General features: G+C 54.2%; 11 protein-coding genes. 10 read left to right on the forward strand and 1 reads right to left on the reverse strand.

What is annotated here, in order from left to right; all coding sequences use genetic code 11:
* The first annotated feature begins 2 nt into the window (after positions 1-2).
* The 7 genes from IE079_RS12350 to IE079_RS12380 all read left to right on the forward strand — a co-directional run bounded on the left by IE079_RS12350 (position 3) and on the right by IE079_RS12380 (position 8,413).
* The gene (locus IE079_RS12350; RefSeq protein WP_189576853.1) at positions 3-932 is read left to right on the forward strand and encodes a GDP-L-fucose synthase family protein; all 930 of its coding nucleotides are present in this window, start codon (positions 3-5) and stop codon (positions 930-932) included.
* Entirely contained in the window at positions 929-2,113 is a 1,185-nt protein-coding gene (locus tag IE079_RS12355) for a DegT/DnrJ/EryC1/StrS family aminotransferase (RefSeq protein ID WP_189576855.1), read from the forward strand. The genes IE079_RS12350 and IE079_RS12355 overlap by 4 nt, the downstream gene beginning before the upstream one ends.
* 32 nt (positions 2,114-2,145) lie before the next feature.
* Positions 2,146-2,595, forward strand: coding sequence for a GDP-mannose mannosyl hydrolase (locus tag IE079_RS12360; RefSeq protein ID WP_189576857.1), 450 nt, complete (start codon positions 2,146-2,148; stop codon positions 2,593-2,595).
* Positions 2,596-2,610: 15 nt separating this feature from the next.
* Positions 2,611-4,014 (forward strand): mannose-1-phosphate guanylyltransferase/mannose-6-phosphate isomerase, encoded by a 1,404-nt coding sequence (locus IE079_RS12365; protein WP_189576859.1) that lies wholly within the window; start codon positions 2,611-2,613, stop codon positions 4,012-4,014.
* A gap of 185 nt (positions 4,015-4,199) precedes the next feature.
* Positions 4,200-5,936, forward strand: a complete 1,737-nt coding sequence (locus IE079_RS12370; protein WP_189576861.1) for a hypothetical protein — start codon at positions 4,200-4,202, stop codon at positions 5,934-5,936.
* Between the two features lie 3 nt (positions 5,937-5,939).
* Complete coding sequence (locus tag IE079_RS12375; protein WP_227712476.1) at positions 5,940-7,157, forward strand: glycosyltransferase family 4 protein; 1,218 nt, start codon at positions 5,940-5,942, stop codon at positions 7,155-7,157.
* Between the two features lie 50 nt (positions 7,158-7,207).
* Complete coding sequence (locus IE079_RS12380; RefSeq protein ID WP_189576863.1) at positions 7,208-8,413, forward strand: glycosyltransferase family 4 protein; 1,206 nt, start codon at positions 7,208-7,210, stop codon at positions 8,411-8,413.
* Between the two features lie 144 nt (positions 8,414-8,557).
* Here IE079_RS12380 and IE079_RS12385 read toward each other — a convergent pair whose 3' ends face one another.
* Complete coding sequence (locus IE079_RS12385; RefSeq protein ID WP_189576865.1) at positions 8,558-8,701, reverse strand: hypothetical protein; 144 nt, start codon at positions 8,699-8,701, stop codon at positions 8,558-8,560.
* Between the two features lie 120 nt (positions 8,702-8,821).
* Between IE079_RS12385 and IE079_RS12390 the strand changes: the two genes are divergently transcribed.
* Genes IE079_RS12390 through IE079_RS12400 form a run of 3 tightly spaced genes read left to right on the forward strand, consistent with a single transcriptional unit; the run spans position 8,822 to position 12,231 of the window.
* On the forward strand, positions 8,822-10,057 hold the full coding sequence (locus IE079_RS12390; protein ID WP_189576867.1) for a lipopolysaccharide biosynthesis protein: 1,236 nt from the start codon (positions 8,822-8,824) through the stop codon (positions 10,055-10,057).
* A gap of 40 nt (positions 10,058-10,097) precedes the next feature.
* Positions 10,098-11,084 carry an NAD-dependent 4,6-dehydratase LegB gene (locus tag IE079_RS12395; protein WP_189576869.1) on the forward strand — a complete coding sequence of 329 codons (987 nt, stop codon included), beginning with the start codon at positions 10,098-10,100 and terminating at the stop codon, positions 11,082-11,084.
* Positions 11,077-12,231 (forward strand): LegC family aminotransferase, encoded by a 1,155-nt coding sequence (locus IE079_RS12400; protein WP_189576871.1) that lies wholly within the window; start codon positions 11,077-11,079, stop codon positions 12,229-12,231. The genes IE079_RS12395 and IE079_RS12400 overlap by 8 nt, the downstream gene beginning before the upstream one ends.

Consider the following 12,231-nt stretch of genomic DNA (forward strand, 5'->3'; position numbering starts at 1 on the left):
GTATGCGTATTTTTTTGACCGGTGGTTCGGGCATGGTGGGCCAAAATCTGCAAGCGCACTCGTATGCGCGTGAGTGCGAAGTGCTGGCCCCGAGCAGCCGGGAACTTGATCTCACCGACCAGCAAGCCGTTTTGGCCTATATCCAGGATAACCGGCCGGATGTAGTAATACACGCCGCGGGCCAGGTTGGTGGTATTCAGGCCAATATGGCTGATCCGGTGGGGTTTTTGGTCAACAATTCGCTGATGGGGCTGCATGTTATCAATTCGGCCTGCCAGGCCGGCGTCAGACACTGTGTGAATCTTGCTAGCTCTTGCATGTACCCTCGGAGTGCGCCGAACCCGCTTAAAGAAGAACAAATTCTAACCGGGGAACTAGAGCCCACTAATGAAGGTTATGCGTTAGCCAAAATCACTGCAACCCGATTGTGCCAGTACATCAACCGTATGCACGACGAGGTTCAGTATCTGACATTGATCCCCTGCAATCTCTATGGTCACCATGACAGCTTCGACCCGGCTCATTCCCACATGATTCCGGCTGTGATCCGCAAGATTCATGAGGCGCGCGAGCAGGGCGCCGAAACGGTGGAGATCTGGGGCGATGGCGAGGCCCGTCGGGAGTTCATGTACGCCGAAGACCTGGCAGACTGTGTGTTTGAGGTGATTGCTCAGGTAAAAGCAGGCGAGCCTGTGCCGGACCTGATGAATGTGGGGTTGGGTACCGATTACTCCATCAATGAATATTACCAGGCGATTGCCGGTGTGGTCGGGTATATGGGACGCTTTGAACACGACCTGTCAAAGCCGGTGGGTATGCGCCAGAAGCTGATTGACAGCAGCCGGGTAAACGCCTTGGGCTGGCATGCCAAAACACCGCTCGATGATGGCATTGCCAAGACCTACCAGTTTTTTTTAGAGGAAGCAAAATGACTAAGTATTCATTGGCCTCCAGTACCTGGGGCCAAGAGGAGCTTGATGCCATTCAGAATGTGATCGACTCCGATATGTACACCATGGGGCAGCATGTTGCGGAGTATGAGCGGCAGTTTGCAGAGTTTTTTGGCTCCAGGTATGCCGTCATGGCCAGCTCAGGCTCTACAGCCAACCTATTGATGGTGGCCGCACTGTTCTTTACCAGGTTGCCGTATTTGCAGCGCGGGGATGAAGTGATTGTGCCTGCCGTCTCTTGGTCGACCACCTATTTCCCGCTTCAGCAGTATGGCCTGAAGCTCAAGTTTGTCGATATTGATCCGGACACTCTCAATATTGACCTGAAAAAGCTTGAGGCAGCGATTACCGAAGATACCAAAGCGATTCTCACGGTGAATCTGCTCGGCAATCCTAATGACTTTGATACTATTCAGAAGATTGTTGCGGGCAAAAAAATCCTGTTGCTTGAGGACAACTGTGAATCGATGGGAGCCGAATTTGGCTCCAAAAAAACAGGGTCGTTTGGTCTGATGGGGACCTTTAGTTCCTTTTTCTCGCATCACATCGCTACGATGGAAGGCGGTTGTGTAATTACCGATGATGAGGAGCTTTATCACGTTCTCCTTTGTATTCGCGCCCACGGTTGGACACGTAATCTTCCGAACGATAATAAAGTCTCCGGTATCAAGAGTGATGATCCGTTTGAGGAAGCATTCAAGTTTGTGTTGCCTGGCTACAACGTTCGACCGCTCGAGATGAGTGGTGCGATTGGTATTGAGCAACTGAAAAAGTTACCGGCGTTTGTCGAGGTTAGACGCGAGAACGCTCGTCTTTTTCAGCAGTTGTTTAGTAATCACCCTCACGTGCGTATTCAAAAAGAAGTGGGTGATAGCAGTTGGTTCGGTTTTTCTCTAGTTGTCAAAGAGGATGCGCCGTTCACCCGAAAAAAGTTCGTTACGGCCCTGAGAGGTGGAGATATTGAATGCAGACCAATTGTTACCGGTAATTTCCTGAAAAATGTTGATGTTTTAAAGTTCTTTGATTACGAGGTGAGTGGCGGTACTGATGCGGCTGAGTACATTGATCAGAACGGACTGTTTGTTGGCAATCACCATATTCCACTGAAGAAAGAACTGCACCATCTGAAAGAGGTAATCGATAAGCTGTGTGATTCCGTTTGATGATATTGCGTCCGGAAACTCGAGGTTCGTCGATGCTGCCAGAGAAAGACTTTCAGCACGTAGTTGATTTTACCCCTTTGTTCTCAATTGATCTGATTGTCGTTAACTTCGGTAAGGTGTTGTTAGGCAAGCGCTTAAATAGGCCAGCTCAGGACTATTGGTTTGTTCCTGGCGGTCGGGTTCGGAAAAATGAATCTATGCAGGAAGCATTTCTACGCTTGACTAATGCTGAGCTGGGCATGCCTATAGAATACTCGGCTGCGCAGCCTATTGGGGTATTTGAGCATTTTTATCAGGACAGCGTCTTCGGGGAGTCGCCTTCAACGCACTATATCGCGCTGGGGATGTTGTTAGGATTTGATGCCAATCTTGCTCACTTGCCTGGAGATCAACATGGGGCGTTTGAGTTTTGGTCTATCGCAGAGGCTCTGGCCGCTCCAGAAGTTCACGAATATACAAAAGACTACCTTCGTACTATTTAAAGTGATGATTGATTAATGATTTATCCTGTTGTGATGGCGGGCGGAAACGGAACCCGCTTATGGCCAATGTCCCGCGAGCTATACCCGAAACAGTTTCTTGATCTGGTTGGCGAGCAGACGCTTGTTCAGGAAACCTTGCTTCGGTTGCGGGGCTTGGAAGTGGCCGCTCCCGTGCTTATCTGTAATGAAGCTCATCGCTTTCTGGCGGCAGAGCAACTGCGCCAGATAGATCTGCTCGATCACAACATCATCTTGGAGCCTGCCGGCCGCAATACGGCACCGGCTATTGCTCTGGCCGCCCAAGCGGCCTTGGCCTCCAATAAGGATGCGATGCTGCTGATCTTGGCTGCGGATCATGCGATTGCCAACGACGCGTCGTTTCGTGAGGCGGTAGCCAGCGCCAAGCCTTTGGCCGAGGCCGGGGAGTTGGTGACTTTTGGGATTGTGCCTACTCATGCCGAAACGGGTTATGGTTATATCCTCCGTGGAGAGATTAAAGGCCCGGGCTTTCGGGTCGAGCAATTTGTCGAAAAGCCCGATGCGGACACAGCTCAGGCTTATGTGACAAGTGGTGATTACTACTGGAACAGCGGTATGTTTCTGTTTCGGGCAGATCGCTATCTGGAAGAACTTCAGGCCCACCGCCCGGACACCTATGAGGCGTGTCTCGCTGCTATGGATGGAACAAAGCGAGACCTCGATTTTATTCGCGTGAACGAGCAGCCTTTTTTACAATGCCCATCGGAGTCGGTTGATTATGCTGTGATGGAAAGGACCTTACGTGCGATGGTGGTGCCACTGGATGCAGGTTGGAGCGATGTGGGTTCCTGGTCCGCGATTTGGGAGTTAGGGCAGAAAGATACCCAGGGCAATGTCACCGAGGGCGATGTTATCAGCCACAACAGCGAAGGAAGTTATGTGCTCGCCGAGAACGCTTTGGTCGGTACTGTTGGGGTAAAAGACCTGGTTATTGTGCAAACGAAAGACGCTGTGTTGGTAGCAGATAAACATCAGGTACAGGATGTTAAAAAGTTGGTGGATCAACTGAAGGCGAGCGGACGCGCCGAGCACAAGCTGCACCGCGAGGTTTATCGCCCTTGGGGCAAATACGATTCAGTGGACAATGGGCACCGGTACCAGGTTAAACGCATTACTGTGAAACCTGGTGAAAAACTCTCGGTACAGATGCACCACCACCGCGCAGAACACTGGATTGTAGTATCCGGCACCGCCAGTGTGACGATAGATAGTAACACCCAGCTTCTCACTGAAAACCAGTCCATTTACATACCCGTCGGTAGTGTTCATGCCCTTGAAAACCCTGGCAGGATTCCTCTGGAGTTGATCGAAGTGCAGAGCGGCACTTACCTAGGTGAAGACGATATTGTCCGCTATGAAGACCGTTACGGTCGCGCCTGACTTCCTCGTTAACAAAGATCAACCGCTGCGCTTCGACGTAGGCTATGCAGGTTATGAGGGCTTTTGCCATTGCCTGAAATGGCGGCCCGAGTGCTTGAAATATACTGCGATTGCAGCTTGCCTTGGCTCGCCGTAGAGCTGAACTACAATATTCTCTTCGTACTCTCTGAGTAGATTCTTTCTTAATGAATGAAATTTCTAATGTTTTACGTTGGACTCTGTCGCTTAGTGCGAAGTTCTACCGAGTAGTGCCTTTTCTGACACTGGCCATCGTGGTTCTGACTCTGGTCTCGCAGATTGCGTCGCTACTGTCTTTCTTTTTGCCACTGAAGATCATTATTCTGCTTGGCTCAGAGGGAATGCCCCGGTATTTCCCGGCGGCTTTCGCTCAGCTGGACCGTGACGTGCTGATTGCCTGGCTGAGTGCCGCTACCATAGGTTTCTTCCTGCTAAGCCTTCTGGCGGAAAAGCTCATTGCCAGGGCTACAGATGTGGCCGCGGGCAAGTTGCTGGGCAAAAGCCAGAAGATGGTACTGTTTGAAAACCAGGAAGATGTAGCGGCCAGGGCCTATCAGCGTTATTCCAGTGCCCTGGCAGCCGGTGTTTTCATCCCTCTGGCATTGACGACATTAGGCTGGTTTTACCCGTCCATGGCGGGTTTGATTGCGGGCTACTCGCTTTTCGTTTCTATGGTTTTTGTGACCGCGCATCGATTCAGCGAGAAGTTTAGGGAGTATCTGGATCAGAAGCTGGCTTCTGCCCTTGGGTTAGCCGGCACCTTGGGCTTCTTTGTGGTGTTTGCCTACTTGGTGGCCGAGTTTATTTTCTTTTCACCACCGGGTTTTATCATCGCCATCATTTCCATACTGGCAAGCCGCCAGATATTCGGCCGCGCAACGGCCCTGGTTTCAGGGCTGCATGGGCTTGCCCAGCAACGGCTAAGATTGGATGCCTTGTTTTTCCACGGCAAGGTGCTGGTGAGCCAGCACCAGCAGCCGAATCCGGGAAAGAAAAACCTGTGGTCACTGCTGCAACCGGAAACCCGCGCGGGATGGCTGATACAGGTGCTGGAAGAAGCCGGTATGCCGATGGCCAGTACTGATCAGCTAAAGGTGCAATGGCTGGACAGCAGCAAACCAAACATGCCCCATCTATTGGTGTCTAGTGCTGAAGAGCCTGATCGACCGTTGCTGGTAAAAGTATTTGACGTCAATCGTAAATCACTGGCTCAGCACGAGGCCACGTTGGCGACGGAGGGGCTGGAGGGCGTGCCCATACCCTTACTGATCCTAGGCACGGAAGTTGATCGGTTTGCCTGCCACGTTTATCGGCTGCCACCGGGGCAAGTACTTAAGGTGCAGCAGGCTAAGCGCAAGCTCCCGGCTCTGGATAAACGATTTGTAGCGATTCACCTGTCACCGCAGTTGGTTAATCGGTACCTACGATCCCGCCCGTTACTGGTGGACCGCCTTTCTGCTGACGTGCTGGAGCGTCTGTATATCGCCTGCTACAGCAGGCAGGACACTTTGCATGTGGCGGAACTGATAGATCGGTTGGCCGAACTCCAGTCGCACCTGAAGGTTCTGCCATTGGTTCTGGTGAACCCTAATATGAGAAGATCCGTCTGGCAAGCCGACGCGGATCAGACCCTGTTAGCACTGAACTGGGATAGATGGTCGCTGGACCCCTTGGGCGCAGGCTGGCCCTTTTCCGGAAAGCCCTTTGCCCGGCTGGTCGAGCACCTGATGGGAGAGCCAGATCGTCGACTCAACAACGTAGACTCCTGCAAGGTAAGGTTGTCTGCATTGGCTTATGGCCTGGAAGACTTCAATAACCGGCAGTTGTTGAATGACGCGCTGAATGTGGTGCCGGAAATTCTGGACACGATGAACACTTTGCAGAACAACGCCACCGAGGAGTGACTCTTGGCCCGTATAGCCATGCTGGTATGGAATGAGTTTGTGAACGACGCGCGGGTCCTGAAAGAGGCACAGACCCTGGCAGCAGCGGGCCACGAGGTGGTTGTCCATGCCTTGCACACTCCTGGCAAAACCCTGGCGTCTGAAGAACTGGAACCTGGTATCCGGGTTGAAAGGGTGGTGCGCAGTCCCTTTTGGAGCTTCCGCAAGGGCGGTGGGCAGTCTGGCGCCTCCGGGGCACCTGTGCGGCCGGTAGCTTCGCCCCCGGGTACTGGCCGCCAATTATTTCGCCTGTCGACCCGTTCCATTACCCATCTGAGATTATGGTGGCGTCTGGTCCGTTCCCGCGCGGACGTCATTCATGCCCATGATGTGAATACTTTGCCGACAGCCTGGCTGGCATCGAAGTGTCTCGGTGTGCCCCTGGTCTACGATGCCCATGAGATCAGTACCGATCGGGAAGGGTACAAGGTGTTTCGCAAGTGGGTGGGCTGGATCGAGAAAACGATTATGCCCAAGGTTGCCGCCTCGATTACTACAACGGATCTGCGGGCAAAGTTCTTTGCCCGGGCTTATCATGTTCCCCGTCCTCTGGTACTGCAGAATCGGCCGCGCCGGGTGCCGTTGTTGGAAAGTAACCGGTTACGTGAGCACCTCCAGTTGAAGGAGGCCTGGCCAGTGGTGGTGTATCAGGGTGGATTACAAAGGGGGCGGGGGCTTGACCGACTGGTGGAGGCGGCTGCCCGTTTGCAGGATGCCTATGTTGTCTTTGTTGGTGGCGGCAATATCGAGGGCCAGCTCAGGGACAGGGTCCGGGAATACAGCCTGGAGCAACAGGTGTTTTTCATTCCCACGGTGTCGCTCGATGAGCTTCCTCACTATACTGCCTCTGCCGACATTGGTGTCCAGCCCATCGAGAACACCTGCCTGAATCACTTCACCACAGACTCCAACAAGCTGTTCGAGTATGTGGCCGTGGGGCTGCCGGTAGTGGCCTCGGCGTTACCGGAAATCGCCAGGGTGGTGAAAGACCATGACCTGGGCATCCTGACGCCCCCCGGCGATGTGGAGGCTTTAGCCGAGGCGCTGCAACGTCTGGTTGACGACCCGGGACTGCGGGCCCGGTATTCGGCGAACGCCAGGCTGGCGGCTGCTACACTCAACTGGGAGGCACAGGAGAGTGCCCTTGTCGATCTATACAAGCGTATCCTGCCGCCTGCCTGAAAAACTGGCCGTCTGCCGGCTCCATTTATTCACTATTTTCCGTGATACCTTTGAAGATTCTTTTAGTCAGCTATTACTTCCCACCGGACCTTTGCGCCGGCGCGTTCCGGGCCAAGGCTCTGGCGGACGCGTTGATCCGGCAGGGTGATGGCCATGTGCAGCTGGATGTGGTGACAACCGAGCCTAATCGATACCGCACCCATCAGCCGGATGCCCTGGAAGCGACGAGTGCTGACTACCGTGTTTTTCGGGTTGCCTTGCCCAGCAATCGCTGGGGGTTGATCGGGCAGGTACGTTCATTTGCCGCTTACGCGTACTCTGCCTGCCGCCAGGCGCCGGAGGCCGAGTATGATGTGGTCGTGGCAACCTCGTCGCGTCTGATGACGGCAGCTCTTGGTGCCCGGGTGGCCAGGAAGAAGGGCGCCGCTTTCTATCTGGATATTCGTGATATTTTCACGGATACCATCAAGCATGTATTCCATCCCGCTCTGACCGTACCGCTGGAGCGGCTGTTGTCCCGCATTGAGCGTTATGCGGTGAAGCGGGCCGACCGGGTCAACCTGGTTTCTCCGGGCTTTCTGCCTTACTTCGAGGCGATAACCAACAGGAAGTCTTGTCGCCTTTTCACCAACGGCATTGATGACGACTTCGCGCAACGGCAATGGTCCGGGAAGCCGGTATCGGGGCCCAGAGTTCAGGTTGTTTATGCCGGCAATATCGGGCATGGGCAGGGGTTGGAGCGTATCCTGCCTGAACTGGCCGTGCGGCTTGCAGATCGGGCGTCGTTCACGGTTATTGGTGATGGGGCTACCCGTACGTTATTGGAACAGCGGTGTCGCCAGATTGGTGCCCGGGTCACTTTCGTCGACCCCGTTCCCAGGCAGCAGTTGCTGGAATACTATGACCAGGCAGACATTCTGTTCCTTCACCTGAACAACCTTCCTGCCTTCCTGAAGGTTCTGCCATCGAAGCTGTTTGAGTATGCCGCAACGGGCAAGCCTGTATTGGCGGGCGTTGATGGCTATTGCAGGGATTTTCTGGCCGAACAGGTAGAGGGTGTAGGAATGTTCCATCCTTGCGATGTTGAGGGGGCGGTTAATGCGTTCGGTGGCCTTGAGCTGGAATATCACCCCAGGACGGCGTTTCGTGAGAAGTATGCCCGTAAGAAGATCATGGATGATATGGCACTTGATGTTTTGGACCTTGGTCGGTGTTCGACTGATCGTTTGTCAAAGCTGAGTCCTGAAGGTAGATGACTGACGCCGGCTTCTATATAAAACTGCTGAATGTCTCGATCCGCGCAGCCACGCTAGGCAGACGGTTTTTGAAGATCCAGATCCAGATCCAGATCCTTGATCGGACTGGAGGTCAGCGAGGCGTATGTGCTGCTCAAGGGCTTGTCATTCACCAGGTACAACATGTTTTGAGGCATGATAATACGTTGCTTTAGTGCTTTGCCTGGAAAAATGCTCATGCACAAAAAGTGGGTTAGCCATCACCAGCAGGATATTGCTGACGGGCACGATCGGCTCTTTGTACGCCATCCGAACCACCATCATGTGTCATACGGGCCACGCTCATCACCACGTGCAACGACCTCGAAGCAAAACCAAAATGACTGAATACGTAGAGCCTCATTCCCCTGACATCGCCCATCAACGAACATGAAAACCCGTTTGCTCAACCTGAGCCTGCGGGCACTGACGTTGGCGGTGAAATTTGCGTTCATTCTGTCTTTGGCGGTATTTCTACCGCCTGAGCAGGTAGGGCTGTATGGGCTGATCACCGTTACCGTCTTTTATTCCATCTATTTCGTCGGTTTCGAGTTCTATACGTTCAGCACCCGTGACCTTGTTGCCCGGCCGCCGTCGGAATGGTCGCGATTGCTGTCCAGCCAACTGGTCTTCTTCGGCCTGATGTATGTGGTTGTGTTACCCGCCACCAGCGTTCTGTTCTGGCTGGAAATGCTTCCCTGGAGTGTGATGAGTGCCTTTGTCGTGCTGGTCGTGCTGGAGCACCTTTCGACGGAGCTGATGCGGCTCCTGGTGGCCATTGAGAAGCCGCTGCTGGCAACCCTGATCATCTTTATCAAACAGGCTCTATGGGCCATCTGCTTTACCGTCGCCATGTGGCTCAACCCGGAATTCAGAACCATCTCTGATCTGTTGCTGTTCTGGATGGCAGGCACCTTTGTGAGCATCCTGGTGGGCGTGGGGCCGCTTTGGATGCTCGACTGGAAGGGGGCTTTTTCAAAAATTGACTGGCGATGGATCAAGTCAGGCGTGGTTGTCGCTATTCCGCTACTCGTCTCGTCTGTTGCTGTCCGGTCTTTGTTCACATTTGATCGCTACGCCTTTGAGGCGCTCAACGGGTTGGAGCTGTTGGGTGCCTACAGTGTCTATATGGGTGTTGCTTCCGCCATGCTTTCGTTTATGGAGTCGGGGGTTTTTGTCTTCTATTACCCAAGAATGATGAAGGCCTACAAGGAAGATGACATGGCAGCGTTTGAGCGGGCCTACAAACAGTTGGCGCGGCAGTCCATCCTCTGGCTGGCGGTGTTGATGTCCGGTGCTGCTGTGGCCGGCGCGGTGATATTTCCATTGCTTGAAGAGCCGGTGTATGCGGAGAACCTCCTCCTTTTCGGTGCGGTGATTGTGGCCGTGGCTATCTTCATCGGCGGTTACGTTTTCCAGTACGGCCTGTATACGACGACAAGGGACAGGAGCATCATCGTTGCGAATGTTGCGGGGTTGGTGATCGCAGCGCTGGCATTATTTATACTGGCCTCATACACAAGCTACTGGGCCGTCACGATGTCCATGCTGATCGGGAGTGGCGTTGCGACCCTTATCAAGTACCGGAAATGGATTATGACGCGGAAGGAGCTTCTGCTGCCGTAAGGCAGGGTAGCTCCTGGAATCTCCGAATTGGATACTGAATATGACCAAAGAAACGGTTTTAGTGACAGGCGCTGACGGCTTCATCGGCTCCCATCTTACCGAGCTTCTCGTGCGGGAAGGCTACAATGTGAAGGCGCTGTCCCAGTATAACTCTTTCAACTACTGGGGCTGGCTGGAAAACATCGACTGCCTGGATCAGGTGGAGGTTCTCAGTGGCGACGTGCGGGACCCCCACTACTGCAAACACATAACCAGGGGGGTGGACGTTGTTTATCACCTGGCAGCGCTGATTGCGATTCCGTACTCCTACGTGGCGCCAGACAGCTACCTGGATACCAACGTCAAAGGTACGCTGAACATCTGCCAGGCCGCCATGGACAACGGCGTAAAGCGGGTGATTCACACCTCCACCAGTGAGGTGTATGGCACTGCCCAGTACGTGCCGATTGATGAAAAGCACCCGGTGCAGCCGCAGTCGCCCTACAGTGCCTCCAAAATTGCCGCTGATGCCATGGCGATGAGTTTTTACAACGCGTTTGATCTGCCCCTGACCGTCGCACGTCCGTTCAACACCTACGGGCCCCGCCAGTCCGCCCGGGCGGTGATTCCTACCATCATCACCCAGATCGCCGCAGGCCAGAAGTCCATCAAACTGGGGGACGTATCGCCCACTCGGGATTTCAACTACGTTGAAGATACCTGCCGGGGCTTCCTGGCGCTTGCCAATTCCGACAAGACGGTGGGTGAGACGGTGAATATTGCCTCCAATTTCGAAATCTCCGTGGGCGATACGCTGAATCTCATTCGGGACATCATGCAAAGCGACGTGGAATTCATAACCGATGAGCAGCGGATTCGCCCCGGTAAATCGGAGGTGTTCAGGCTTTGGGGGGAGAACGCAAAGATCCGTGAACTGACCGGATTCTCCCCCGAGCATTCCATCGAAGACGGACTGCGGAAAACGGTGGCGTGGTTTACCGACCCCCAGAACCTGAAGCATTACAAAGCTGGAATCTATAATGTCTGAAGTGTCGGTAAATCGGCTGGTCGAGTTCGTAAAAGCGCATTATGGGACCAACGAGTTCATACCGCTACACGCGCCCGTATTCAGGGGCAGCGAACAGACATACGTGGCCAACACCATTGCCTCCACGTTTGTGTCCAGCGTCGGCGAGTACGTCAACCGCTTTGAGCAGGACATGGCCACATACACCGGGGCCGAGGCAGCGGTGGCCACGGTGAATGGCACAGCGGCCCTCCACGTCGGCCTACGGTTGGCGGGGGTTTCGCAAGGAGACCTTGTGATTACCCAGGCCCTGACCTTCGTCGCAACCTGCAATGCCATCCACTACTGTGGAGCGGAACCGGTATTCATCGACGTTGATGAGTTCACTCTTGGGCTGAGCCCCGGCGCCATGGAAAGCTGGCTGCAGGAACACGCCAGTCTCGATGGCTCCGGTGCGTGTATTGAGCGTGAAACCGGGCGCAAGATTGCTGCCTGCATGCCGATGCACACCTTTGGGCACCCGGCGGACCTGGCAGGTCTGGTGGAAGTTTGTGAAAGGTGGAGCATACCGCTTGTAGAAGACGCCGCCGAATCACTCGGCAGCTTTTACCAGGGCCGGCACACCGGGACGTTCGGAACAGTCGCAGCGTTAAGTTTTAACGGCAACAAAATCATTACCACCGGCGGCGGAGGGATGATCCTGAGCGGTGCCGAAACCGCCAGGCGCGCAAAACACCTGACGACAACCGCCAAAAAGCCCCATCCCTACGAGTACGTGCACGATGAGGTCGGGTACAACTATCGGTTACCCAACATCAACGCAGCCCTGGGTGTTGCTCAGCTCGAACAGTTACCGGATTTCCTTGCCGAGAAGCGGGCGTTAGCGGATGACTACAGGCAGCTTTTCAGGGGCACGGAGTTTCAGTTCGTGGATGAGCCCGACGGTTGTCGCAGCAACTTCTGGCTGAATGCTGTTTTGTGCCCGGATGAGGCGTCGAGGAATCACTTGCTTGAGATGACTAACGCCAACAATGTGATGACTCGCCCGGTCTGGCAATTGATGTGTGACCTGCCAATGTACCAGCATTGCACACGGGGTGAGCTCAATACCTCACGGAGCATAGCCCAGCGTCTCGTGAATCTTCCCAGTAGCGTAAAGCCAGCTTAG

Source organism: Marinobacter zhanjiangensis, from assembly GCF_014651935.1.
GTDB lineage: Bacteria > Pseudomonadota > Gammaproteobacteria > Pseudomonadales > Oleiphilaceae > Marinobacter > Marinobacter zhanjiangensis.

What these genes read in the sequence shown, in the direction of transcription:
- IE079_RS12350 (WP_189576853.1), top strand. Translation starts at nt 3, where the DNA reads ATGCGTATTTTTTTGACCGGTGGTTCGGGCATGGTGGGCCAAAATCTG.
- IE079_RS12355 (WP_189576855.1), top strand. Translation starts at nt 929, where the DNA reads ATGACTAAGTATTCATTGGCCTCCAGTACCTGGGGCCAAGAGGAGCTT.
- IE079_RS12360 (WP_189576857.1), top strand. Translation starts at nt 2,146, where the DNA reads ATGCTGCCAGAGAAAGACTTTCAGCACGTAGTTGATTTTACCCCTTTG.
- IE079_RS12365 (WP_189576859.1), top strand. Translation starts at nt 2,611, where the DNA reads ATGATTTATCCTGTTGTGATGGCGGGCGGAAACGGAACCCGCTTATGG.
- IE079_RS12370 (WP_189576861.1), top strand. Translation starts at nt 4,200, where the DNA reads ATGAATGAAATTTCTAATGTTTTACGTTGGACTCTGTCGCTTAGTGCG.
- IE079_RS12385 (WP_189576865.1), bottom strand. Translation starts at nt 8,701, where the DNA reads ATGGCGTACAAAGAGCCGATCGTGCCCGTCAGCAATATCCTGCTGGTG.
- IE079_RS12390 (WP_189576867.1), top strand. Translation starts at nt 8,822, where the DNA reads ATGAAAACCCGTTTGCTCAACCTGAGCCTGCGGGCACTGACGTTGGCG.
- IE079_RS12395 (WP_189576869.1), top strand. Translation starts at nt 10,098, where the DNA reads ATGACCAAAGAAACGGTTTTAGTGACAGGCGCTGACGGCTTCATCGGC.
- IE079_RS12400 (WP_189576871.1), top strand. Translation starts at nt 11,077, where the DNA reads ATGTCTGAAGTGTCGGTAAATCGGCTGGTCGAGTTCGTAAAAGCGCAT.